Below are 22,183 nucleotides of genomic sequence, written 5' to 3'. Positions count from 1 at the left end.
AACCACAGACCCCATCAGGCCTTGGCAGGACAAACTCCCAAGGCCTTCGCCGCTACCAAGACCACCGCGATCCAATCAGCGAATTATTGAACATCGACAGCAATGACGGGGAGATAGTCGGGAATCGGGTGGCGGCGGGTAGGGCAGTCTTGCGAAAGTCCTGGCCATGACAGCAACCGCACGCAAATCACCCCAGAAGCCATCCGCTGACCCTTCCGCCCAGGTCAACGCCCTCGACTGGCCGCAAATCACCGCCGAACTCGACGCCCAGGGTTGCGCTGTCCTGAAAGGCCTGCTGACGCCGGAGCAATGCCGTAGCATCGCCGCGCTCTATCCAGACGACACGCACTTCCGCAGCCGCATCGTCATGGGGCGCCACGGCTTTGGCCGCGGCGAATACAAGTACTTCTCTTATCCGCTCCCCGACCTGATTGCGCAATTGCGCCCCGTGCTTTATGCGCAGCTTCAGGGCGTCGCCAATCGCTGGAACGAGGCGATGGGGATCGACATCCGCTATCCCGCCGCGCATGCGGCGTTCCTCAAGCGCTGCCACGAAGCAGGCCAGAGCCGGCCGACGCCGCTGCTGCTGCAATATGAGGCCGGCGACTACAATTGCCTGCACCAGGATCTCTATGGTGAGCATGTGTTCCCGATCCAGGTCGCGATTCTGCTGTCAGAGCCGGGGCGCGACTTCACCGGCGGCGAATTCGTGCTGACCGAGCAGCGGCCGCGCATGCAGTCGCGCGCCGAGGTGGTGCCGCTGGCGCAGGGCGACGCCGTCGCCTTCGCCGTGCATCACCGCCCGGTGCAGGGGACACGCGGGACATACCGGGTTAACCTGCGTCACGGCGTCAGCCGGATTCGCTCCGGCCAGGGCCACACGCTGGGTGTGATCTTTCATGATGCCAAATGAGTGAGGCGATTGACTGCGGATTTGTTCGATAGCGTCGCCGAGGCGCAGCCATTGCGCGAGGAGATCGCTGACGGCGCCGTGCTGCTGCGCGGCTTCGTCACGCCGATCGAGAGCGAGTTGATCGAAGCCGTGCGCGCCATCGTGGCGCAATCGCCGTTTCGGCGCATGACCACGCCCGGCGGCTATCAGATGTCGGTGGCGATGACCAATTGCGGCGAGCGCGGCTGGATCACCGATCACACCGGCTATCGCTATGATCCAATCGATCCGCGAAACGGCGAGCATTGGCCGGCGATGCCGGCAGTATTCCGTGATCTCGCCCGCCGCGCGGCGGAGCAGGGCGGCTTCAAAGACTTCGCGCCCGATGCCTGCCTCGTCAACCGCTACGAGCCCGGCACGCGGCTGTCGCTGCATCAGGACAAGGACGAGCTCGACTATTCGGCCCCGATTGTCTCGGTCTCGCTCGGCCTGCCCGCAACCTTCCTGTTCGGTGGCTTGGCGCGCAGCGACAAGCCGCGCCGCTTCCGCCTCGTCCATGGTGACGTCGTGGTCTGGGGCGGGACTAGCAGGCTCGCTTATCACGGCGTCGCGCCGCTCGCCGACGGCGAGCATGCTCTGCTCGGCCGGAAGCGAATCAATTTGACGTTTCGACAAACACGCTAGTCCATCCCCTCATCCTGAGGAGCTTGCGAAGCAAGCGTCTCGAAGGATGGAGGCCCGAGCCGCCGCAGCGGGGGACCTCGTGGTTCGAGACGGCGCTTCGCGCCTCCTCACCATGAGGACAACTACGGCTTCGGCGGGTGAATGAACGCCCAGGGACTGACTTCGGAGTCCCGCGTCACTTCCACCGAGATCAGATACGGCCCGCCATGGGCGAGCGCCTTCTCCATCGCCGCCTTGAACTGGTCCGGCGCGGTGACGCGCGCAGCGGCAACGCCGAAGGATTCCGCGAGCTTGACGAAATCCGGATTGACGAGATCCGAAGCCACCACGCGGCCGTCAAACCGCTCGCGCTGGTCGCGGCGGACATTGCCGTAGGCGTTGTTGTTGAACACCAGCGTCACCACGCCGATGTTGAACTGCACGGCGGTCGAGAGCTCCTGCACGCCGAACATGAAGCCGCCGTCGCCGGTGATGGCGACGACGGGTTTGTCAGGGTTCGCGACCTTGGCGCCAAGCGCAGTCGGAAAGCCCGAGCCGAGCGTGCCCTGATAGCCTGACGTGATGAAGGTGCGCGGCTGATAGACCGGAAAGCCGTACCAGGAGGCGAAGCCGAACTGCGACAATTCATCTGTCACGATCGCATTCGCCGGCAGCACCTCGCGCAGGATGTTGAGATACGCCATCTGCGGCTGGATGCGCTGGATTTCCTGTTGCGCGGTTGCGGCGGCCTCGCGGATGTCTCCCCGCCGGCTGCGGCTTCTCGCATAGCCGGCCTTCTTCACGGCGGTGACGAGATCGGCCGTGCCAGCCTTGGCATCGGCGACGATGGCGGTATCGAAGGCGAGCCGCCGCATCTCGGCCGGATCGATATCGATCCGAATGGATTTCAGTCCCTTCGGCTGATAGGGCCAGCGAAAGCCAGAGGCCGGCAGCTCCGCGCGGGTGCCGATTGCGATCATCAAATCAGTGTTCGGCCACAGCTTATAGGCAGCAGCCATGGTGAGTCCGAGTTCGTGCGCATTGGAGACGATGCCGCGGCCGCTGCGAAAGGCAACGACGGGCGCATCGATCATCTCGGCGAGCTCGAGGATCTCCTCGCGCGCCTCGATCGCGCCGCTGCCGACGAAGATCATCGGCGCCTTGCTGGTCTTGATCAGCGCGGCGGCCTGCTTGATCAGGTCAGGATCAGGCAGCGGCGCGGGCAGCGGCTCCAGCATCTGTGCGGCGGCGGTTTCGGCGCGCTGGGTGAAGACGTCCCACGGCATCTCGACAGACGCAGGCCCACGCCGCCCCGACATCATCTCCTGAAAGGCGCGCGCGACGACCGTCGGCGCATTGCCGGGATATTCGATACGGTCTGCCCATTTCACATAAGTGCGCAGGGTCGCGAGCTGGTCCGGCATCTCGTGGAGATGGCCGCGACCCTTGCCCAAAAATGGCGTCGGCACCTGGCCGGTGACGCAGAGCACCGGCTCGTTGCAGCCGAACGCGGTGAGCAACGCCGCGCTGGCGTTGAGCACGCCGGGGCCAGGCACCACGCTGAACACGCCGGGCTTGCCGCTGGAGCGCGCATAGCCGAACGCCATGTAGCCGCAGGCCTGCTCGTGCCGCGCGCCGATCACCTTGAGCTGGGCTTGGTGGAAGGCATCGAACAGGCCGTAGACCTGCGCGCCGGGCAGGCCGAACACGGTGTCGACGCCGTGGGCGACGAGGCCGCTTACGATCGCTTCGCCGCCGGTGAGAGTGGTCATGGTGCTATTCCACTTCGATGGTTGATCAGGCTTCGTCGACGACGCCGTTGCGCAAGAGCCCGATGCCTTCTGCTTCGACCTCGACGATATCGCCCGGCCTCAGGTAGCGCGGCGGATCGAACCGCGCGCCGGCGCCGGTCGGCGTGCCGGTGACGATGATGTCGCCGGGGACGAGGGTGGCAAAGGTCGAGATATAGTTGATGAGGTAGCGGAACGGGAACATCAAGCGGCTGGTGCGATCGTCCTGCCTGAGCTCACCGTTGACATGCGTGGTGAGGCGAATGTCGGCGATCTGGGATTCCGTTGTATAGGGCACGAGCCATGGCCCGAGGCTGCCGCTGGAATCAAAGTTCTTGCCCTGCGTGACGTTGAACTTGGCATGACGCAGCCAGTCGCGCACCGAGCCTTCGTTGCAGAGTGTGAGCGCGGCGATGTGATCGAGCGCTGCGCTCTCCGCAATGTGCCGGCCTTCCTTGCCGATCACCAGCACGATCTCGCCTTCATAGTCGAGCTGTGCGGAGGCGCGCGGCCGCACCAGCGGCGTGCCATGGCCGACGAAGGAGCGTGGGCTCCGCATGAACATGCTCGGGTATTTCGGCGCGTCCTGGCCATCCTTGTACTCGGCGTTGCGATCGGGATAGTTGACGCCGATGCAGATGATCTTTTCCGGCGCGGGCACTGGCGGCAGAAAGGTGATCTCGCGGAGGGGATGATCCGGCGAGCGGCCTGCGGCTTCCTCGGCAAGGCTCGTCAGCTTCCCGGCCGCGATCACCTCGCGCAGCGTCGGAAAATCCTTGGCGTGGCGCGCGGAGAGATCGACCACGCCGCGATCGACGGCCGCGCCGTAGCGCGTTGCCCCCTCGACGGAATAGGTGGCGAGGCGAGGGAGTGTCATCAGTCTGCCACCAGCACGTCGGCCACGAATTTCGGCTCGCGCACGGCCTGGCCAGTGAAGGGCGAGCCCTGCTCGAACCAGGAGCGCGGCGCGGGGGCACCCCACAGCGTCTGCCGGCGCGGATCGCGCAGCGACCAGCGCAGCGGCTCGTGGTCGTGATCGCCCGTGAAGTAATCGCTGGTGTAGAGCTCGAGCCGGTGGCCGTCAGGGTCGCGCACATAAAGGAAGAACGCATTCGAGATGCCGTGGCGTCCGGGGCCGCGCTCGATGTTCTTCACGAAGCCCTGGGAGGCCATGACGTCGCAGAGATGGATGATGTTCATCGCCGTCGGCGTCCAATAGGCGAAGTGGTGCAGGCGAGGGCCCTTGCCGTTGGTGATGGCGAAGTCGTGGACGTTGCCCTTGCGATGCATCCAGGCTGCGGCGATACGTCCGTTCGGTCCGTCCTCCTCGGCATATTCGGTCAGCCGGAAGCCGAGCCGGGCGTAGAAATCGACGGTGTCCTGCACCTCGGCGGCGAAGACGTTGAAATGGTCGAGCCGCTGCGGGTGGCAGCCTCTGTAGAGATCGTAGCGGCGCAAGAGGTGTGGCCGGCGGTCCATCGCTGCATAGAGCTCGATCTGGAAGCCGAAGGGGTCCGTGAATTGCAGAGTGCGGCCCTGGAACGGCTGGTCCGCGAAGCCGTAGGCGAGACCGTTCTCGGAGAGGAATGCGGCCGCCTTGTCGAGATCCTTGTCGTTGCCGACCTTGAAGCCGAGCCGCGCGCAGGCGGGCGCTGCGGCCTTGCGCAGGACGAGCGAGTGATGCTGATGCTCTTCAGCTCCGCGCAAATAAACGACATTGTCGTCGGCGTCCTCGACATGCAGGCCAACAATGGTCTCGTAGAACTCGCGGCTCAGTTTCAGATCGGTGACGTCGAGCACGACATGGCTGGAGCGAATGATGTTGAACGGCGGCTCGAAGACGTGTTGCGGTATGGGCATTTGCGTTTCCCCTTGTATCAGTCATCCGGGGGGGCGGCTCGTTGAGCCGAACCCGGAATCTCGAGGTTCTCAGGTGCGCAATTGCGCACCATAGTTCGTGCTTCGCACGCCCCAAAACGACGGTTTTCCTAGATTCCCAGCTTCTGAATCTTGTGCGTGCCCCGCGCCAGCGAGACGTGCTTGGTTTCCATGTAGAAATCGAACGAATAGTCGCCGCCGTCGCGGCCGATGCCTGAGGCCTTCATGCCGCCGAACGGCGTCGGCAGGTGGCGGACGTTTTCCGAGTTCAGCCAGATCATGCCGGCCTCCAGCGCGTCCGCGACACGCAGGGCGCGGCCCATGTCGTTGGTCCAGACATAGCCGGTGAGGCCATAGCGAATGTCGTTGGCGATCTCGATCGCGTCCGCCTCGTCACGGAACGGCAACACGGTCAGGAAGGGGCCGAACACCTCCTCCTGCGCCACCCGCATCTTGCCATGCGCACCGGTCACCAGCGTCGGCTCGACGTAATGTCCGCCGCCGAGGCCGTCACAGGGCTTGCCGCCGACCGCGATCGTCGCGCCGTCCTGGCGCGCGACGTCGAAATAAGAGCAAACCTTTGCGAGGTGACGCTCGTGGATCAGCGGCCCGATCTCGGTTGCGGGATCGAGGGGGTGGCCGACCTTCAGCGCCTTCACGCGCGCGGTCAGCTTCTCCACGAATGTCTCGGCGATGCTCTGCTGAATCAGCAGGCGGCTGGAGGAGGTGCAGCGCTCGCCATTGAGCGAGTAGATCATGAACACCACCGCATCGAGCGCGCGGTCGAGATCGGCGTCATCGAACACGATCACGGGGTTCTTGCCGCCGAGCTCGAAATGCACGCGCTTCAAGGTCGGCGCGCCCTGGATCATGATCGCCGAGCCCGTCGCACTCTCGCCGACGAAGCCGATCGCCTTGATGGCGGGATGTTCGGTCAACGCCTTGCCGGCCTCTTCACCAAAGCCGTGCACGGTGTTGAGCACGCCATCGGGAATGCCGGCTTCCTTGACGAGCTTCGCCAGAATGGAGGCCGTCACCGGCGACCACTCGGCCGGCTTGTGCACGACGGTACAGCCGGCTGCCAGGGCAGGGGCGATCTTCCAGGTCGAGAGCATGAACGGCGTGTTCCACGGCGTGATCACGCCGACCGGGCCGATCGGCACGCGCGTCGAGACATTCCAGTGCTCGTCGCTCGGCGTGTTGAGGCCGTCGCGCGCCTCGGCGCATTTGTCGGCGAAGAACCGAAAGTTCTCGGCGGCGCGGATGGCGGCCTTGGCCATGAAGCGATAGGCTTGGCCGGTGTCGATGCATTCGAGCACCGCGATGTCATCGGCATTGTCCTCGATCGCGTCGGCGACCCGATGCAGCAGCTTGCGCCGCATAGCCGGGCCCATGTCGCGCCAGGATTTGAAGGCCAGCGCGGCAGCAGTGGCCGCACGATCGATGTCCTCGGCATTGCCGCGGGCGACGCTCGCGAGCGTCGCGCCATCGACCGGCGACTTGGTCTCGAAGGTCTCGCCAGAGATCGATGGCTCGATCTTGCCGTCGATGATGTGACCGATGCCGTCCGCGCGGAGCTTTTTCAGCAGCGGTGCGAGGCGGTCGCGGTTGGCCTGGAACACGTCGGCTTTTGGCGCGGGCTTATCCATTTGCGGCCTCCACTTTCAGGGCGTCGTGGATGTTGTTGCGCTTCCAGCTCGTGTCCTTGTCGTTGATCTGCATGTCGAACGACAAGGCGAACTTGCTGGCAGCGAAGACGGGGTCGAGATGTTTTGAGAGCGCCTGGAATACGTGCTCGCCGGCTTTCTGGCGCGTCTTGAGATCGCGGCCCTCGCCGATGCGCAATACCATGTCGAGAAAGCCGTAGTCCTGCCGCGCGTCCGCGATCGCGTAATGCTCGCACCTGACGGCGCGAACGCGGATGCCGCCGAGCGGGAAGATGCCGGTCTCGACCGCTGCCTTGCGCACGACTTCGCATACCAGGCCCATGTCGAGGCGGCCATCGAGATTGGCGGAATATTCGATGGTGAAATGCGGCATCGCGGTTTCACTCCCTGTCTTCTTATTGTCCGTCTAAGCGAAGTAGCAGCTCACCGAGCCGTAGGCGCCATAATCGGCCTGAATTGTGTCGCCCTTGCGGGTCTCGATCGGGCGGATGAAGGAGCCGGCGAGCACGACCTGTCCGGGCTCCAGCGCATGGCCGAGCGGTGCGATCTTGTTCGCGAGCCAGGCCACGGCGGTTGCGGGATGGTTGAGCACGCCGGCGGCAAGTCCGGTTTCCTCGAGCTGGCCGTTCCGGAAACACAGCGCGCCGATCCAGCGTAAATCGGCGTCCAGCGGCCGTATCGGCCGCCCGCCGAGCACGATGCCGGCATTCGCCGCGTTGTCGGCGATGGTGTCGAAAATCTTCCGCGTCGCTTTGGTCCTCGGATCGACCCGCTCGATGCGCGTGTCCAAAATCTCCAGCGCCGGCACCACGAAGTCGGTGGCGTTCAGCACGTCGAACATCGTGCAGCCGGGTCCTGAAAGGCGCTTGCTCATGACGAAGGCGAGCTCCGCCTCGACGCGCGTCGCGATGAAGCGCTCCGTCGGGACGGGGCCGCCATCAGCAAAGAACATGTCGTCGAGCAGCACGCCGGAATCCGGCTCGTCGATATCGAGCGCGCTCTGCATCGCCTTCGAGGTCAGGCCAATCTTGTGGCCTTTGACGATCCGCCCCTCGGCGATCTTGACGTCGACCCAAGCCTTCTGAATCGCGTAGGCGTCAGCGATGGTGATCCCAGGAAAATCCTGCGAGAGCTGCCGGATCTGCGTGCGAGTCTTCTCCGCCTGGTGCAGACGCCTCGCGCAAGCTTGGATATCGTCGTTGGAAAGCGCCATTTGTGATCTTACAAATCGGGGTGCCCGGAGATACTTAACATGTTAAATGAATGCGTCAAACACAATTCGCGCTTGCTGCATTGCGAAGATTTTGCAGCTTGAAAGGGTATCATGACGAAGAAACCCGCCGATCCCGCCGGCGAAAACGCGCCTGCCGCGCGGCAGGTGCCGATGCGCGACTTCTCGCGTTCACTGCCGATGTCGCTGCTGCGGGCACGCGAGGCGGTGATGCGGCAATTCCGCCCCTCACTGCGCGAGCACGGCTTGACCGAGCAGCAATGGCGCATCCTGCGCGCGCTGGCCGGCATCGAGGCGGCCGAGGTCACGGAACTCGCGCGCACGGCGTTCCTGCTCGGGCCGAGCCTGTCACGCATCCTGCGCGACCTCGAAGCGCGCAATCTGATCGAGCGCAAGACCGCCAAGGCGGACCAGCGCCGCAGCATGGTCTCGATCTCGAAAGAAGGCGTGAAGCTGATGGCCTCCGTGGCGCCGACGTCGGAGGCGATCTATGCCGAGATCACGCGACGCTTTGGCGCACGCAAACTCGTCGAGTTGCAGGACATGCTTGGCGAGCTCGAACAGAGTCTCGCAGGGCTCGGCAGCGGCGAGGGGGCAAGTGCCGAGGAGTGAAAGCTGATATGCGCGAGCGCGCGGTGCGAGCCATGGACATGGCCGCGTTTTTTCGCTCAAAGTGCCGCCCAAGCCGATCGCTGCAAAATCGGCAGCGGGTAGAGGTAAGCAGACCGTCATGGTCACCATTCAAGTCCAGAGGCTGATCGACTTCGTCAGCGAGGTCTTTGCGCATGCGCAGTCCTCGCCGGAGGAAGCCAGGCGCATCGCCACCTACCTCACAACAGCGAACCTGACCGGCCATGACAGTCACGGCGTGATCCGCGTGCCCGTCTACATCCGTTGGCAGAAATCCGGCGCGGTCGTGCCCAACCAGAACGCGGAAGTGGTGCTGGACACGCCCTCGCTCGCGGTGGTCGACGGCAAGTTCGGCTACGGCCAGACCGTGACGCCGCAGGCGGTTCGGATCGGCCTCGACAAGTGCAAGAAGGCGGGGCTTGCCGCGGTCGCGCTGCGCAACGCCGGCCATATCGGCCGTGTCGGCGACTGGGCCGAGATGGCTGCCGCCGAAGGGCTGATCTCGGTGCACTTCGTCAATGCGGCGGGCTCGCTGCTGGTTGCGCCGTTCGGCGGCGTCGAGAAGCGGCTGTCGACTGCGCCATATTGCGTCGGCATCCCCCGCGCGGGTCAGGATCCGATCGTGCTGGACTTCGCGACCTCGGTCGTCGCCGAAGGAAAGGTGCTGGTCGCAAGCCGTGGCGGCAAAAAGCTGCCGAAAGGCGCGCTGGTCGATTCCGACGGCAGCCTGAGCGAGGACCCAGTCGTGCTCTACGGCCCCTACACGCCGGCGGGACCGCGCGATCATACCAAGGGCACAGGCGCCATCCGTGCCTTCGGCGAGCACAAGGGATCGGGGCTCGCCTTCATATGCGAGCTCTTGGGCGGTGCGCTGACTGGAACCGGGGCCACATCGGGCGGGCGGCGCTTTGCCAACGGCATGCTGGCGTTCTATGTCGATCCGAAGGTGGTCGATACCTCCAACCTTTTCGACGACGAAGTCTCGCGCTATGTCGATTTCATACGCGCCACCAAGCCGATGGCCGACGTCGATCGGGTGCTGATTCCCGGCGATCCCGAGCGGAAAATCCGCGCGGAACGCACGAAAAACGGCATCCCCTTGCCGGATGACACCTGGGCGGCAATAGTGAACACGGCCCGCGAGGTCGGCGTCAGCGAAGTCAGCATCCAGAGGGCGACCGCATAGGTCTTGCGCCATTGCGAGCGTAGCGCGGCGATCCAGTTCGCGGTAACAGCGGGGTTGTGCTGTCGCGGCGCTCGTCATGGTGACGAAGGTTCAAACAACAAAGAAGGAAGGCAACGTGGCGAACAAGGTCAAGGAAATCTGGAAGTCGGGCAAGGCCGTGGTCAACGCGTGGCTCGCTATACCCTCTGGCTTCTCGGCCGAGATGGTCGCGCAATGCGGCTTCGACAGCGTCACCGTCGACATGCAGCATGGCGTGCAGGACTATCTGTCAATGGTCCAGTGCTTCCAGGCCATGGACAAGCATCCGATCACCCCGATGGTCCGCGTGCCCTGGAACGAGCCCGGCATCATCGGCAAGGTGCTCGACGGCGGCGCCTATGGCGTGATCTGCCCGATGGTCAATACGCCGCAGGAAGCCCGGAACCTGGTCTCCTATTCGAAATATCCGCCGAAGGGCGTGCGCTCCAACGGTCCGATCCGCGCCGGCATGTACGGCACCGCAGGCTCCTACCAGAAGACGGCCAACGACGAGATCGTGCTGCTGCCGATGATGGAGACCAGGACCGCGGTCGAGAACATGGAAGCGATCCTCGACGTCGAGGGCATCGACGGCGTCTATATCGGCCCGTCCGACCTCGGCTTCTCCTACGGCCTCGAGCCCAAGCTCGACCGCAGCGAGCCGGAGATCCTCGCGATCTACGAGAAGATCATCAAGGAGTGCGGCAAGCGCGGCCTCAACCCGGGCATCCATTGCAGCGGCGCCGAAGGCGCAGCGCGCGCCATCAATATGGGCTTCAAGCTGGTGACGTTGTCGAACGAGGTCGGTCTGATGACGACCTACGCCAAGATGCAGGTGAATGCGACCCGCAAGGAATCAGGCGGGAAGGCGTGATCTAGCGTGTCCCGGACGCGGTGCAGCGACAAAAGCGCGTTTACGCGCGTCTTTGACCGCTATGGCGATGCACCGCAGAGCCGCGACCCAGTTGCTGCGCAAGGCTGGCGTGACAAGGCTGACGTGACAATGGGCCCGGGATCAGCAGTGCATCCTTTCACGCTGCGCTGCGTCCGGCGCACGATATTTTGAAGACCCAAGGAGACCTCCCATGACCATTAGCCCCGTCATCCGCCTGCATCCCGATGATGGCGTGCTGATCGCGCGCGCGAGCCTGCCGCCCGGCACAATGGTCGCCGACGGCGTGATCACGGTCGATCGCATTCCCTCCGGCCACAAGGTCGCGATCAAGCCGATCGCATTGGGAGAGCCAATCAAGCGCTACGGCCAGATCATCGGCTTTGCCACGGTGCCGATCGCGCCGGGCCAGCACGTCCACACGCAGAATTGCGGCATGGGCGATTTCGCCAAGGACTATGCCTATTGCGCCGACGTCAAGCCGACGCCGAATTTCGACCTGCCGGCGACCTTCGAGGGCATCCGCCGTCCGGACGGCCGCGTCGCCACGCGCAACTATATCGGCATCCTCACCTCGGTGAATTGCAGCGCGCATGTCGCCAGTCTCGTTGCCGACGTCTTCAAGAAGAATCCCTTCACCGGCGACAACCCGCTGGCCGATTTCCCCAACGTCGACGGCGTGGTCGCGCTGACCCACAAGACCGGCTGCGGCATGACGCAGAACGAGCCGCTGGCGCTGCTCCGCCGCACGCTTGGTGGCTATGCGCGGCACGTCAATTTCTCTCACGTCATCGTGCTCGGCCTCGGTTGCGAGGTGAACCAGATCGGCGGCCTGATGGAAGAGCAGAAGCTCGCCGGCCGCCTGCGTGCGATGGACATCCAGGAGGTCGGCGGCACGCGCAAGACGGTGGAGGCGGGCATCGCCTTCGTGCGCGAGGCGCTCGCCGATGCCAACAAGGTCAGGCGCGAATCCGTGCCGGCAAGCGAGCTCACCGTGGCCCTGCAATGCGGCGGCTCGGACGGCTATTCCGGTGTATCAGCCAATCCCGCGCTCGGTGCTGCCAGCGACCTCGTCGTCCGTCACGGCGGCACCGTGATCCTGTCGGAAACGCCGGAGACCTATGGCGCCGAGCATCTGCTGACGCGCCGCGCCGTCAGCCGCGAGGTCGGCGAGAAGCTGGTCGACCTCATGCGCTGGTGGGACGAATACACCGCGCGCGAAGGCGCTGAGATGAACGCCAATCCAAGCCCCGGCAACAAGGCCGGCGGCCTCACCACCATCCTGGAAAAATCGCTCGGCGCAATGGCGAAGGCCGGCACCACCAATCTCGTCGAGGTGCTGCGCTACGCCGAGCCCGTCACCAAGAAGGGTTTTGTCTTTATGGACACGCCCGGCTACGACCCGGTTGCAGCGACCGGCCAGGTCGCAGGCGGCGCCAATCTCGTCTGCTTCACGACCGGGCGCGGCAGTGTGTTCGGCTGCAAGCCGGCGCCGTCGATCAAGCTCGCCACCAACACGCCCATGTACAAGCGCATGGAAGAGGACATGGACGTCAATTGCGGCACCATCCTCGAAGGCGAGGAGAGCGTCGAGCAGTGCGGCCAGCGCATCTTCGATCTCATCCTCAAGACGGCCTCGGGACAGCCGACCAAGAGCGAGAGTTTTGACTTTGGCGGCGCCGAGTTCGCGCCGTGGGTGTTAGGGGCGACGATGTAGTAAACCTGCAGCCTGCGCCATAGGCACGGTCTGCACGTTGTTAGTGCTTGATCGCGCTCACATCAGGTGTTCTGCTCAAAAAAGCTGCTGGAGCACCGCACCCCGTGTCGATCTACGTCGCACTACACCACGTCACGCACTACAAATACGACCGCCCGATCGATCTCGGCCCGCAGACCATCCGGTTGCGGCCGGCGCCGCATACTCGCACGCCGATCCTGAGCTATTCGCTCAAGGTCACGCCATCCAATCATTTCGTAAACTGGCAACAGGACCCGCAGGGCAATTGGCTCGCGCGCTACGTCTTCCCGGAGAAGACGACCGAGCTGAAATTCGAGGTCGATTTTACGGCGCAGATGACCGTGGTCAATCCGTTCGACTTCTTCGTCGAGCCTTATGCCGACAGCTTTCCGTTCGACTATCCGAAGGACCTGAAGACGGAGCTTGCGCCCTATCTCGAGACCATCAAGCCCGATCGCTTGTTTGCGCAATATCTCGATGCGATCCCGCAGGAAGCGCCGAACACCGTCAACTTCCTGGTCGATCTCAATCGCGAGCTCCAGAAGAAGATCCGGTACGTCATCCGCATGGAGCCGGGCGTGCAGTCTCCGGAGGAGACGCTCAGTTCCGGCGCCGGCTCGTGCCGCGATTCCGCCTGGCTCTTGATCCAGACCTTCCGCCATCTCGGGCTCGCCGCCCGTTTCGTCTCCGGCTATCTCGTCCAGATCCGTCCCGACATCGATCCGATCGAGGGGCCGCCGGAGGTTGAGAACGATTTCACCGATCTGCACGCCTGGGCCGAGGTCTACCTTCCGGGCGCGGGCTGGATCGGGTTCGACGCGACCTCCGGCATGCTCGCGGGCGAGGGGCACATCCCGGTTGCCGCAACACCGCATTATCGCTCGGCCGCGCCGATCTCCGGTGGCGCCGGCTTTGCCGAGGTCGAGTTCGCATTCGACATGAGCGTGAAGCGCATTCGCGAGGCGCCGCGCATCACAAAACCGTTCTCTGACGAAGCCTGGGCGCGGCTCAACGATCTCGGCGAGCAGGTCGACGGCGAACTTGCCGCCCACGACGTGCGGCTCACCATGGGCGGCGAGCCGACCTTCGTCTCGGTCGATGATCTTGAAGCGGCGGAATGGAACATCGACGCCGTCGGTCCGACCAAGCGCGCCGTTGCCGACGATCTGATCCGCCGCCTGCGCGTGCGGTTCGCGCCCGGCGGCCTGCTGCACTTCGGCCAGGGCAAATGGTATCCTGGCGAGACCCTGCCGCGCTGGGCGTTTGGCCTGTATTGGCGCAAGGACGGCGTGCCGATCTGGAAGAATGCGGATCTCATCGCCAGGATCGAGAACCCGGGGCGCGCTAACGTCAAGGACGCCGAGGCCTTCATGGAGGGCACGGTCGCACGGCTCGGCCTCGATCCCGGCTACATCATGCCGGCCTATGAAGATCCCGCCTATTGGTTGCAGAAGGAGGGGGAGCTTCCGATCAACGTCGATCCCTCGGATTCCAAGCTGTCCGATCCGGAAGCGCGCGCCCGAATGGCGCGGGTGTTCGACGAGGGGCTGAATACGCCAAAGGGCTTCGTGCTGCCGGTGCAGCGCTGGAACGCGGACGCGCCGCGCTGGCGCAGCGAGCGCTGGAAGCTGCGTCGCAAGCATCTGTTCTTGATGCCCGGCGATTCCCCGCTCGGCCTGCGATTGCCGCTCAGCGCGCTCGAATATATTCCGCCCGATCGCTATCCCTATATCGTCGAGCAGGATCCGATGGAGCCGCGCACCAAGCTGCCGGTGTTCGAGCGCATGCCACGCCTGCAATCGCCGCCGCCGCGACTGGCGCCGGACCGTCCCGACGCAGCGGAGCCGGTACGCACCGCGATGTCGATCGAAGTCCGCGACGGCGTGCTCTGCGCCTTCTTGCCGCCGGTCGAGCGCATCGAGGATTATCTGGAGCTGGTCGCGGCCCTCGAAGCCACGGCCGAGGAGATGCAGCTCCAGGTTCATGTCGAGGGTTATCCGCCGCCGTTCGATCCGCGCATCGACGTCATCAAGGTGACGCCTGACCCTGGCGTAATCGAGGTCAACGTCCAGCCGGCAAAGAATTGGCGTGAGGCTGTCGACATCACCGTCGGGCTCTATGAGGATGCCGCCAAGATCCGTCTCGGCGCCAACCGTTTCCTGATCGACGGCCGCCACACCGGCACCGGCGGCGGCAATCACGTCGTGGTCGGCGGCTCGTCACCGCAGGACTCGCCGTTCCTGCGGCGGCCCGATCTCTTGAAGAGCCTCGTGCTGTACTGGCAGCGGCATCCGTCGCTGTCCTATTTCTTCTCCGGCCTCTTCATCGGCCCGACCAGCCAGGCGCCGCGTATCGACGAGGCGCGCCACGACAGCATCTACGAGCTCGAGGTCGCGCTGTCGCATGTGCCGCCGCCCGGCACCCAGACGCCGCTGTGGCTGGTGGATCGCCTGTTCCGGCATCTGCTGGTCGACATCACCGGCAACACCCACCGTGCCGAGATCTGCATCGACAAGCTCTATTCGCCGGAAGGTTCGACCGGGCGCCTCGGCCTGGTCGAATTCCGCGCGCTCGAAATGCCGCCTGATCCGCGCATGTCGCTGGCTCAGCAGCTCCTGATCCGCGCGCTGATCGCAAGGTTCTGGCGCGAGCCGCTGACAGGCAAGTTCGTGCGCTGGGGCACCGCGCTGCATGACCGCTACATGCTGCCGCATTTCATCTGGGAGGATTTTCATGACGTGCTCACCGAGCTGAAGCAGTTCGGTTATTCCTTCGAGCCGGAATGGTATCTGGCCCAGCTCGAATTCCGCTTCCCCGGCTTCGGCCGGGTCCATCATGGCGGCGTGACACTGGAGCTGCGCCAGGCGCTGGAGCCCTGGCACGTGCTCGGCGAGGAGGGCTCGGCCGGCGGCACGGTGCGCTATGTGGACTCATCGGTCGAGCGGCTTCAGGTTAAGGCCGAGGGATTCGTCGAGGGTCGCCACATTGTCACCTGCAACGGCCGCCGCCTGCCGATGACATCGACCGGCCGCTCGACGGAAGCCGTGGCCGGCGTCCGCTTCAAGGCCTGGCAGCCGGCCTCCGGCCTGCACCCGACCATTCCGGTCCATGCGCCGCTGACCTTCGACCTGATCGACACCTGGAACGGCCGCTCGCTGGGCGGCTGCGTCTACCACGTCGCCCATCCCGGCGGACGCAACTACGATACCAAGCCCGTCAACACCTATGAAGCCGAGGCGCGGCGGCTGGCGCGCTTCCAGGACCACGGCCATACCCCTGGGCCAATACAGCCGCCGCCCGAGGAACGCACAAATGAGTTTCCGCTGACCCTCGACTTGCGGACCCCGCTCCTGCAATGAGTATGATGGTGGGGCAGGGAGAGGCGCATGGCCGAGGGCGCAGCCGAGCAGGACGACCAGGCGGGCAGGGCGCAAGGACTGCGTGAAGGCCAGCGCCGCCTTGCGCAATGGGTCCGCGATTATAGCCGCCTGCCTGGCATCCCCGACGAGTTCCTGGGACCCGACGGCGCCCCGCGGGCGGTCTGGAGCCGCTTCTTCGATGCCTTCGGCGCGCTCGCGCCCGACGAGGTCGAGCGTCGCTTTGGCATGGCCGACCGCCATCTCCGCGAGGCCGGCGTCACCTACCGCGCCCCAGGCGACAGTGCCGACCGGCCGTGGTCGATCAGCCATCTGCCGCTCCTGATCGACGAGGCCGACTGGAAGCAGCTCTCCGCTGGCATCACCCAGCGCGCCGAATTGCTCGAGCTCGTGCTGCGCGACATCTATGGCGAGGGGCGCCTCATCGCCGAGGGCGCACTGCCCGCGGCTGCGATCGCCGGCAGTCCCGAATATCTCCGCCCCGTCTGCGGCGTGCCGCCGCCCGGCGGGCGCTACCTCTCGATCTATGCCGCCGATGTCGGCCGCGGTCCTGACGGCCGCTGGTGGGTGCTTGGCGACCGCACGCAGGCGCCGTCGGGGGCCGGCTATGCGCTGGAGAACCGCCTGGTGCTCTCGCGCGCCTTCTCCGATCTCTACAAGTCGATGAATGTGCCGCGCGTCGCGCCGTTCTTCGAGGCGTTCCGCGATAGCCTGCGCGCGCGTGCCGACCGCGACGAGCCGCGGATCGGCGTGCTCACGCCGGGCAGCTTCAGCGAGACCTATTTCGAGCATGCGACGCTGGCGCGCTATCTCGGCTTCCTCCTGGTTGAGGGCGACGATCTCGCGGTCAGCGACAACCGCGTTCACATCCGCACCGTCGCCGGCCTGAAGCGGCTCGACGTGCTCTTGCGCCGCGTCGATTCCAACTCGCTCGACCCGCTCGAGCTCGACGCGTCCTCGCATCTCGGCGTGCCGGGGCTGATCGACGTGCTGCGCAAGGACGGCGTCGTCATCGCCAACATGCCGGGCTCGGGCGTGCCGGAAGCACGGGCGCTGCTCGGCTTCCTGCCGGCGCTGAGCCGCCGCCTGCTCGGCGAGGAGCTGAAGATGCCGCACATCGCGACCTGGTGGTGCGGCCAGCGCGCGGCGCGCGACGAGGTGCTGGCGCGGCTCGACGAGGTCGCGATCGAGGGTGCCTACCGACGCGGCGTTCCCGGCTTCGACAGCACGGGACCGGTGCTCGCGAGCGAGTTGGATGCGAGCGAGCGCCAGCGCCTGGTCGATGCGATCACCGCGCGCGGCATGGACTATGTCGGTCAGGAGGTGGTGCGGCTCTCGACCATGCCGGTGTGGGAGCAGGGCCAGCTCACGCCGCGGCCGTTCGTGCTGCGCGTGTTCGCAGCCGCCACGCCCGATGGCTGGGCCATCATGCCCGGCGGCTTCTGCCGGATCGCCGAGCAGGCCGACGCGCGCGCGGTATCGATGGGCGACGGTGCCCGCGCCGCCGACGTCTGGGTCGTCTCGGACAAGCAGGTCTCGACCGCGACGCTGCTGCCGGCGACCGACAAGGTGCGCATCCGCCGCATCGCCGGCGTGCTGCCGAGCCGCGCCGCCGACAATCTGTTCTGGCTCGGCCGCTATCTGGAACGCGCCGAGGCGACGCTGCGCCTGGTGCGCGCGTTGGGATCGCCGAGCGGGCCCAACAAGGGCAGCTCGGCTACGATGCAGTCGATTGAACGGATCCAGCGCCTGCTGGTCGCATGGGGCGCGGTCTCGCAAACCTCGCGCGCGGCGCCTGGACCTATCGTCGCCGAAGCGCTGCAGAGCCCGGAGCGTTTCGGCTCGTCGCTGTCGCTGGTCCGCGCGGCGCAGCGCACGGCGACCTCGTTGCGCGAGCGCCTCTCGCCTGATGCCTGGCAGGTCATCACCGAGATGGCCGAGCGCCTCGCCCACGAGGTCGAGGACGACGACAGCGTCTTGAGCGCGGCCGAGCTCACTTTGCAGGAGCTCGCGAGCTTTGCAGGCCTCGCGCAGGAGAACATGAACCGCGCCGCCGGCTGGCGCTTTCTCGACATCGGCCGCCGCGTCGAGCGCGCCGTCAACACCACGCGCTTCACGCGTCAATTCGCCTATGACGAGGCCGGCGACGAGGATCTCGACATCCTGCTGACGCTGGTGGATTGCCAGATCACCTACCGCTCGCGCTATCTGCTGGCGCCGGTCCTGGCGCCGGTACGCGACCTCGCCGTGCTCGATCCCTACAATCCGCGTTCGGTGGCGTTCCAGGTGACGACGCTCAACGAGCACATCGCCGCGCTGCCGAGCCTGAAGGAGCACGGCCTGATCGAGAAGCCGCAGCGGCTTGCAGTGGCGATGCAGGCGATGCTCGCGACCGCGGAGGCCGAGAAGCTCGAGGTCAAGACGCTGTTCGCGCTGGAGCAGGATCTGCTCAGCCTCGCGGAGGCGATCGGGCAGCACTATTTCCCGCACGGCCCCAATGCCAGCCGGCCGGAAAAGTTGACGGGGCTGGCGTGATCTACGACATCCGTCACGTCACGACTTACGAATATGAGAGTCCGGTCAGCTTCGCCCGCTGCACGCTGCGGCTGGAGCCGAACAGCGGCAATGGCCAGGAACTGATCTCACACCACGTCGAGATCCGTCCGCGTCCGGCCGAGCGCAATCTCCGCCGCGATTTCTTTGGCACGCTCACCGAGAGCGTGGTGATCGAAGCTGCGCACCGCAACTTGCGGATCGATTCTCGATCACGTGTGTCCGTCTCGCGACAGCCGCCAGCGCGTGATGCGGAAAGCCCGGCCTGGGAAAGCATTCGCGACATTGCCTTCGAGGCGACGAGCCTCGGGCCGTCCTCGCCAGTCGGCTATGTCTTTGCGAGCCCGCTGGTGCCGGTGTTGCATCCGCTCAGCGCCTACGCGGCGATGAGCTTTGCGCCCGGCGCCGGCATCCTCAAAGGTGCAGCCAATCTCATGCACCGCATCCGCAGCGATTTTCGCTACGACCCAAAGGCGACGGTGATCTCGACGCCGCTCGGCGAGGTCTTCGACAAGCGTCACGGCGTCTGCCAGGATTTTGCTCATGTGATGATCGCAGGGTTGCGCGGGCTCGGCCTGCCTGCAGCCTATGTCAGCGGTTATCTGCGTACCGTTCCGCTGGCGGGCCAGCCGCGTCTGCAAGGTGCCGACGCCACCCACGCTTGGGTGTCGCTGTGGTGCGGGCCGGAGCTCGGCTGGGTCGATTTCGATCCCACCAACGATCTCCTGGTCGCAAATGACCATATCGTGCTCGCGGTCGGGCGCGATTTTTCCGACGTGTCGCCGGTCGACGGCATCATCGTCGGCTCGCCGAAGCAGAAACTCGGCGTCGCCGTGGATGTGCTGCTGGTGGAATGACCGCAATCTTGCGGTTTGGACGGAAGCGACCCTAAGATGTATCGCGCCGCAACTGCAACTGAGATATGACGCAGCGCAACGGCAACATATTTTCGTGTTTTCGTGCCGGGATTTGGTCAGTCGGCCCAAGATGGGCTATGCTCGCTCGTGCGTCGAGGACAAGAATGAGGCGTCGGGAGTTGGTATGGAACACCAGCGACAGACGGGGCTGCATCCATGATGACGTTACCGAGACTGGCGGCCGAGACCCTCGAGAAGATGCTGGGCTCGTTCATGCGTCGCCGGTACGACGAGACCTCTGCCAGGATGCTGGAAGGCTCGACGCGCACCGCGATGGAATGCATCGGCAACAGCGACGCGCTGTATCACAACATCGAGCATACGATGCTGGTGACTCTGGCCGCCCAGGCGATCCTCATGGGACGTAATCTCCATGCGCATCTTGCCGCGGAGGACTACCTCCATATCCTGATCGCCTGCCTTGCGCACGATATCGGCTATGTTCGCGGCCTGTTTCCTGAGGATGACGAAGACGGTTTCATCATCGACGAGGCGGGAACCAAGGTGTCGCTGCCGCGGGGCGCGTCGGATGCCAGTCTGATGATGTATCACGTTGATCGCTCCAAACTCTTTGTGCGGCGGCGGCTGCCGCCGATCCGCGGCCTCGACTCTGAGCGTGTCGCGCGCGCCATCGAGGGCACGCGGTTTCCTGCCCGCGAGGGCCAGGACTATGACAAGGACGCCTCGATCCTGCGCGCCGCCGATTTCATCGGCCAGCTCGGCGATCCCAACTATCTGCGCAAGGCCAACGCGCTCTATTACGAGTTCGAGGAGGTCGGCATCAACCGCCAGCTCGGCTACGACTCGCCCGCCGACATCGTCAACCGCTACCCACAGTTCTACTGGAACAGCGTCGCGCCGCACATCCAGACCGAGATCGGCTATCTCAACAAGACCGAGATCGGCCGGCAGTGGATCGCCAATCTTTACAGCAACGTGTTCCGCGCCGAACGCGACATCTCGCTGTCCGGTCCGCAGAAATGAGATCGAGCTCGAAGCTCGGATGAGCGCAGCGATATCCGGGTTCAGCATGCCTCATCCCGGATGTCGCTTCGCTGGTCCGGACTATGATAGCGAACAGCTTGGCGAAAAAATCATGCAACACAAAACGATCGCCACCGACATCCTCGAGATCGCCTATCTCGACTATGGCCCGATCGACGGCTGGCCCTGCATCATGGGCCACGGCTTTCCCTACGATGTGAACGCCTACGCCGAGGCCGCACCGATCATTGCACGGGCCGGCGCGCGGGTGCTGGTGCCCTGGCTGCGCGGCTACGGGCCGACGCGGTTTCGTGCTGCCGGGACGCTGCGCTCCGGCGAACAGGCGGCGCTTGGCGTGGATCTCCTGGCCTTCATGGACGCCCTCGGCATCAAGCGCGCGGTCGTCGGCGGCTATGACTGGGGCGGACGCGCCGCCTGCGTGGTTTCGGCGCTCTATCCGGAGCGCGTGATCGCCCTCGTCTCCGGCAATTCCTACAACATCCAGAACATCGCCCGCGCGATGGAGCCGGCCTCGCCGGCCGAAGAGGCCGCGCTCTGGTATCAATATCTCTTCCACAACGAGCGCGGCCGCCGCGCGCTGGAGCGCAACCGGCGCGGCTTTGCGCGTCAGCTCTGGTCGATGTGGTCGCCGAAATGGACGTTCGACGAGGCGACGTTCGAGAAAAGCGCGCTATCCTTCGACAATCCTGATTTTGTCGATGTCGTGATCCATTCCTACCGCCACCGCTATGCGCTTGTTGACGGCGACCCCGCCTATGCCGCGATCGAGGCCAAGCTCGCCGCGCAGCCGCCGATCCGCGTCCCGACCATCGCAATCGACGGCGACAGCGACGGCGTCAATCCTGGCACCGCCCATCACGCGCGCAAGTTCGAGGGGTTGTTCGAGCGGCGCGTCTTCACGAATGCGGGTCATAATTTGCCGCAGGAGCGGCCGGTCGAATGGGCGAGGGCCGTGCTCGACGTCCGGAAAGCGGCCGCATAGAGCCCGTTTCTAGTCTCGCGGCTGGCTTGTCTGTCATGCTTCCGATTTTTCCTGATTCTGGGAACCTTTTCCGATTGCAGCCGTCCAAGCTGTGGGGCCGCCTCTGTGTTGCGGCTCGTCGCAAGGGGAGGATCTAGATGAAGTCACAAGTGCGCAAGCTGGAACGTGTCGCGGTTGCGCAGAGGCCAACCGAACGGCCTGATCGGGCGGAGGTCGAGCAAGCGGTCCGGACCATGATCCGCTGGGCGGGCGATGATCCCGCGCGCGACGGCCTGCGCGATACACCGGATCGGGTTGCGCGTGCCTTCGAAGAATATTTTTCCGGCTATGCGCTGGATCCAACCGAAATCCTGCAAAAGACCTTCGAGGAAATCGAGGGCTATGACGAGATGATCGTCCTGCGCGGCGTCCGCTTCGAAAGCCATTGCGAGCACCACATGGCGCCGATCGTCGGCCGCGCCTGGGTTGCCTATATTCCGCAAGGGCGCGTGGTCGGCATCTCAAAGCTGGCGCGCGTGGTGGACATCTATGCGAAACGCCTCCAGATCCAGGAGAAGATGACCGCGCAGATCGCCAATACCATCAACGACGTGCTGAAGCCCGAAGGCGTCGGCGTCATCATCAAGGCGACGCATCACTGCATGACCACGCGCGGTGCGCACAAGCCCGGGACCGATCTCGTCACCAGCCGCATGCTGGGCGTGTTCCGCGACAATGCGCTGACACGTCAGGAGCTGTTGGGGCTGGCCAATTCGGACGATTGA

At 65.0% G+C, this 22,183-nt stretch carries 18 protein-coding genes; 12 read left to right on the top strand and 6 right to left on the bottom strand.

Translation table 11 applies throughout. The features are described 5' to 3' along the window. Positions 1 to 166 precede the first annotated feature (166 nt). Both IVA91_RS27600 and alkB read left to right on the top strand, forming a co-directional pair. Positions 167 to 913, top strand: coding sequence for a 2OG-Fe(II) oxygenase (locus tag IVA91_RS27600; protein WP_247278932.1), 747 nt, complete (start codon positions 167 to 169; stop codon positions 911 to 913). Between the two features lie 9 nt (positions 914 to 922). Next, positions 923 to 1,576: a DNA oxidative demethylase AlkB gene (gene alkB / locus IVA91_RS27595; RefSeq protein WP_247278931.1), complete on the top strand. Its 654-nt coding sequence runs from the start codon at positions 923 to 925 to the stop codon at positions 1,574 to 1,576. A 122-nt stretch (positions 1,577 to 1,698) separates the two neighbouring features. Here the strand turns inward: alkB and IVA91_RS27590 are convergent, their stop codons facing one another. The 6 genes from IVA91_RS27590 to hpaH form a co-directional block, all read right to left on the bottom strand. Continuing rightward, complete coding sequence (locus tag IVA91_RS27590; RefSeq protein WP_247278930.1) at positions 1,699 to 3,327, bottom strand: thiamine pyrophosphate-dependent enzyme; 1,629 nt, start codon at positions 3,325 to 3,327, stop codon at positions 1,699 to 1,701. A 25-nt stretch (positions 3,328 to 3,352) separates the two neighbouring features. Continuing rightward, positions 3,353 to 4,222: a fumarylacetoacetate hydrolase family protein gene (locus tag IVA91_RS27585; RefSeq protein WP_247278929.1), complete on the bottom strand. Its 870-nt coding sequence runs from the start codon at positions 4,220 to 4,222 to the stop codon at positions 3,353 to 3,355. Then, positions 4,222 to 5,205 (bottom strand): 3,4-dihydroxyphenylacetate 2,3-dioxygenase, encoded by a 984-nt coding sequence (gene hpaD, locus IVA91_RS27580; protein ID WP_247278928.1) that lies wholly within the window; start codon positions 5,203 to 5,205, stop codon positions 4,222 to 4,224. Before hpaD ends, IVA91_RS27585 begins: the two co-directional genes overlap by 1 nt. A gap of 128 nt (positions 5,206 to 5,333) precedes the next feature. Next, entirely contained in the window at positions 5,334 to 6,872 is a 1,539-nt protein-coding gene (hpaE, locus tag IVA91_RS27575) for a 5-carboxymethyl-2-hydroxymuconate semialdehyde dehydrogenase (protein WP_247278927.1), read from the bottom strand. Next, the gene (locus IVA91_RS27570; RefSeq protein ID WP_247278926.1) at positions 6,865 to 7,263 is read right to left on the bottom strand and encodes a 5-carboxymethyl-2-hydroxymuconate Delta-isomerase; all 399 of its coding nucleotides are present in this window, start codon (positions 7,261 to 7,263) and stop codon (positions 6,865 to 6,867) included. Before IVA91_RS27570 ends, hpaE begins: the two co-directional genes overlap by 8 nt. A gap of 33 nt (positions 7,264 to 7,296) precedes the next feature. After that, complete coding sequence (gene hpaH, locus IVA91_RS27565; protein WP_247278925.1) at positions 7,297 to 8,103, bottom strand: 2-oxo-hept-4-ene-1,7-dioate hydratase; 807 nt, start codon at positions 8,101 to 8,103, stop codon at positions 7,297 to 7,299. A 111-nt stretch (positions 8,104 to 8,214) separates the two neighbouring features. Between hpaH and hpaR the strand changes: the two genes are divergently transcribed. From hpaR to folE, 10 genes are all read left to right on the top strand, one after another. Continuing rightward, positions 8,215 to 8,733, top strand: a complete 519-nt coding sequence (hpaR, locus tag IVA91_RS27560; protein ID WP_247278924.1) for a homoprotocatechuate degradation operon regulator HpaR — start codon at positions 8,215 to 8,217, stop codon at positions 8,731 to 8,733. A 118-nt stretch (positions 8,734 to 8,851) separates the two neighbouring features. Then, positions 8,852 to 9,937: a malate/lactate/ureidoglycolate dehydrogenase gene (locus tag IVA91_RS27555; RefSeq protein ID WP_247278923.1), complete on the top strand. Its 1,086-nt coding sequence runs from the start codon at positions 8,852 to 8,854 to the stop codon at positions 9,935 to 9,937. 115 nt (positions 9,938 to 10,052) lie between these two features. Next, complete coding sequence (locus tag IVA91_RS27550) at positions 10,053 to 10,829, top strand: aldolase/citrate lyase family protein (protein ID WP_247278922.1); 777 nt, start codon at positions 10,053 to 10,055, stop codon at positions 10,827 to 10,829. Between the two features lie 211 nt (positions 10,830 to 11,040). Next, the gene (locus IVA91_RS27545; protein WP_247419323.1) at positions 11,041 to 12,564 is read left to right on the top strand and encodes an altronate dehydratase family protein; all 1,524 of its coding nucleotides are present in this window, start codon (positions 11,041 to 11,043) and stop codon (positions 12,562 to 12,564) included. Between the two features lie 104 nt (positions 12,565 to 12,668). Continuing rightward, positions 12,669 to 15,944: a transglutaminase family protein gene (locus IVA91_RS27540; protein ID WP_247448581.1), complete on the top strand. Its 3,276-nt coding sequence runs from the start codon at positions 12,669 to 12,671 to the stop codon at positions 15,942 to 15,944. A gap of 27 nt (positions 15,945 to 15,971) precedes the next feature. Continuing rightward, a complete protein-coding gene (locus IVA91_RS27535; RefSeq protein WP_247448580.1) occupies positions 15,972 to 18,497 on the top strand; it encodes a circularly permuted type 2 ATP-grasp protein in 2,526 nt (841 codons plus the stop codon). Next, positions 18,494 to 19,372, top strand: a complete 879-nt coding sequence (locus IVA91_RS27530; protein WP_247278918.1) for a transglutaminase family protein — start codon at positions 18,494 to 18,496, stop codon at positions 19,370 to 19,372. The genes IVA91_RS27535 and IVA91_RS27530 overlap by 4 nt, the downstream gene beginning before the upstream one ends. A 216-nt stretch (positions 19,373 to 19,588) precedes the next feature. Further along, a complete protein-coding gene (locus tag IVA91_RS27525; RefSeq protein ID WP_247278917.1) occupies positions 19,589 to 20,416 on the top strand; it encodes an HD domain-containing protein in 828 nt (275 codons plus the stop codon). 112 nt (positions 20,417 to 20,528) lie between these two features. Then, entirely contained in the window at positions 20,529 to 21,419 is an 891-nt protein-coding gene (locus IVA91_RS27520) for an alpha/beta hydrolase (protein WP_247278916.1), read from the top strand. Positions 21,420 to 21,556: 137 nt separating this feature from the next. Then, positions 21,557 to 22,183 carry a GTP cyclohydrolase I FolE gene (gene folE / locus IVA91_RS27515; RefSeq protein ID WP_247278915.1) on the top strand — a complete coding sequence of 209 codons (627 nt, stop codon included), beginning with the start codon at positions 21,557 to 21,559 and terminating at the stop codon, positions 22,181 to 22,183.

The sequence above is a fragment of the Bradyrhizobium sp. 153 genome (assembly GCF_023073835.1).
Classification (GTDB): Bacteria; Pseudomonadota; Alphaproteobacteria; order Rhizobiales; family Xanthobacteraceae; genus Bradyrhizobium.
The sequence above is the reverse complement of the archived record's forward strand: the minus strand, read 5'-3'. Positions and strand labels throughout refer to the sequence as shown.